Origin of the sequence: Gluconacetobacter sp., assembly GCF_047721585.1 — a bacterium.
GTDB lineage: Bacteria > Pseudomonadota > Alphaproteobacteria > Acetobacterales > Acetobacteraceae > Gluconacetobacter > Gluconacetobacter dulcium.
In genome coordinates this window covers 1-2,934 of the sequence record NZ_JBDNXE010000228.1, presented here as the reverse complement: position 1 = coordinate 2,934, position 2,934 = coordinate 1, and the positions used below count along the sequence as shown (strand labels likewise).

The window sequence follows — 2,934 nt, the reverse complement described above, 5'->3', positions numbered from 1 at the left end:
GTCGGGGATGGGGCGGGGTGCCCGGACCGGCGGGATGGGACGAACGGCGCCGGGCGCCTGGCCCTTTGGCTTTGAGGGGCGGGGTGGTGCTTCGGTCGGCGGGTTGGGCGTCCGGTGTCGCTGCCGGCGTCGCGCGTCTTGAGTTACCGCCAGCATTGCCGGCGCGGCCGGGCCGTATTCGCCGGCGCCGAGGGGGCGGGCGGCGCGGACGGGAATCTCCAGTGCCTTCAGGATCGCCGCCACCATTTCCGGACGGACGCCCAGACGCGAGGGCAGGCCGTCGGGCAGGGGGACCGGGCCGTTGCGCGCGCGCCAGCGTAGCTCGCCGGACAGTTTCTCGGCGATATCCAGCCTGAGACGCACCGGGCCGGCGGCGATCCAGCCCAGTTGCGCCAGGATGGCGTCATGCGGGCCGTCGGCCGGGACCGAGACCGCGCCGGCGGGCGGCAGGTCGGGCAGTTTCCGCCCGGCCCGCGCCGCCAGCAGGATGGCGCGCAGGTGCATGGCGTGAGGACGGAGCAGCGACGGCATCAGCACCGCGTGTCGTCCGATGCGCACGCCGAGCGCCTTGAGACGAGCCCGCTGGGCCGGGGGCACGGACAGGCTGTCGGCGACCACGCCGCCCTGTTCTTCCAGCCGGTGCAGGATGCCGCGCAGGGTCGGGTCCGCTTCCACGGCGGCGCGGGCGGCGAACAGGGGGGCCATTGCCCCGCGCACCTGCCGGTCCAGCCACTGGGCGAGATGCGCCCGGATGCGTTCCTTCTGCGCGCCGTCGAGAAAGGAATTGTCCATGACCTCGATGCGGGGCCGCAGCAGGTGGTCGCCGCCGCGCAGGCGGGCGACGGTGCCGCCGTCCCATTCCACGAAGCGCCCGTCGGCGGAGAACGCGAAGGCGTCGTCCGGGGCCTGGGTGAGCGCCTGGACGCGGCGGGGGATTTCGGTGCGCAGGGCGCGGCGGGCGGCGCGCAGCAGGAGGCGCTGGTCGGGCAGCGCGCCGGCGGTGTCCGCCACCAGATCCAGGCCCACCACCCGGCCCACCGGATGGCCCTCCACCACCACGTCGCCCTGGGCGGTGACGGCGGACAGCAGGTCTTCCTCGGCGGCTTCGTCCAGGCGGCGGATCAGGGAGGCGGCGCGGCGGTCGACGAAGCGGGCGGTCAGCCGTTCGTGCAGCGCATCGGACAACTGGTCCTCGACCGCGCGGGTGCGCTCCTGCCACTGGGTGGCGTGCCGTACCCAGTCGCGGCGGGCGGCGATATAGGCGCAGACGCGGATGCCCGAGAGGCGGTGCATCAGGGAGTCGATATCGCCTTCGGTCTTGCTAAAGCCCGCGATCTGGGACTCCATCCACGCCTCGGGCACATGCTCGTCGCGCATGACGTGGGTGAAGATCCGCGCGCAGAGCCGGGTGTGGCTCTCGTCGCCCAGTTTGCGGAAATCGGGGATCTGGCAGGCTTCCCACAGCAGCCGGGTGGCGCGGGGGGAGCGGACGAGGGTGCGGATGTCCGGCACCGCCGCCAGGCTGCCGAGGGTGAGGACATCCGTCGCCTCGTTGCCGGCGGTGAGGCCGATCGTCGGCGGGGGGCGGTTCAGGCTGGCCAGAAGGGCCTCGGGATTGGCGAAATCCAGATCGCTGTTGCGCCAGAACAGACGCTCGATCGGGTCGAAACGGTGGGTTTCGACGGCCTCGACCACCTCCTCGGGCAGGGGCGGGCAGGTGCCGGCGGTGCCGAAGGTGCCGTCGCGCATGCCGCGCCCGGCGCGGCCGGCGATCTGGGCGATTTCGGCGGGATGGAGGCGGCGCGCCCGCAGGCCGTCGAATTTCGACAGGCCGGCGAAGGCGACATGGTTGACGTCCATGTTCAGGCCCATGCCGATGGCGTCGGTCGCGACCAGGTAATCGACCTCGCGCTCCTGATAGAGGGCCACCTGTGCGTTGCGCGTGCGCGGGGAGAGCTGGCCCATGACGACGGCGCAGCCGCCGCGCCGCCGCCGGATCAGTTCGGCGATCGCGTAGACTTCGGTGGCCGAGAAGGCGACGATGGCGGAGCGGGGGGGCAGGCGCGTCAGCTTGCTGGCACCCAGATGGGTCAGGCTGGAGAGGCGGGGCCGGGTGTCGATCTCGATGCCCGGTACCAGGCGGCGCAGCAGCGGGCGAATGGTCTCCGCGCCCAGGAACATGGTTTCCACCATGCCGCGCGCATGGAGCAGCCGGTCGGTGAAGATATGGCCCCGGTCGGGGTCGGCGCAGAGCTGGATTTCGTCGACCGCGACGAATTCGGCGCGCTGGTCGAGCGGCATGGCCTCGACGGTGCAGGAGAACCAGCGGGCGTTCGGCGGGACGATCTTTTCCTCGCCGGTGATCAGCGCGACGGCGCCGACGCCTTTGGCGGCGACCATGCGCTCGTAATTCTCGCGGGCCAGCAGGCGCAGGGGAAAGCCGATGATGCCGCTGGAATGGGCGAGCAGCCGCTCGATGGCGAGATGGGTCTTGCCCGTGTTGGTCGGCCCGAGGACGGCCCTGATTCGCCTGGCATGTGCAGGGTGGAAGGCGTGTCGCGCGGCACTGGGGGAGCCGGCCCCCGGGGATGCACCCATCATGGGGCCATGCTCAGATGACGCCGGATGGATTGCAAGCAAAACCCGCGCCCGGATTGTAGAATACGTGCGCGACCGGTTGCGTTGCCCGACCGCAGGACGCACGCTGATGGTGTTCGGGTTGCGGAGGTCGCTGATGTCCATTGAAGAATTCCCCTGCCTGCTGCCGTCCACGCGAGGGCGACGCAGCGGCGTGCGCGTGATTCACGCGATCACGCCTGCCGAGTTCGGCACCCTGGCCGAACGAGTCGGTGAATCCGGCGCGGCGTTCCTGCGCGAGTCGGGTTTTCGGGGGCTGGTCGGGGAACTGGGGCTGGTGCCGGGCAAGGACGGGGT

Annotated in this window: 1 protein-coding gene and 1 pseudogene; one reads left to right on the top strand and one right to left on the bottom strand. The window is 71.6% G+C overall.

What is annotated here, in order from left to right:
• The coding region (locus ABF821_RS20565) for a helicase-related protein (protein WP_415531415.1) at positions 1–2,601 on the bottom strand (2,601 nt) is incomplete at its 3' end.
• A 133-nt stretch (positions 2,602–2,734) separates the two neighbouring features.
• Between ABF821_RS20565 and ABF821_RS20560 the strand changes: the two are divergent.
• Positions 2,735–2,934 (top strand): annotated as a pseudogene (locus ABF821_RS20560) (leucyl aminopeptidase family protein); the annotation flags it as partial.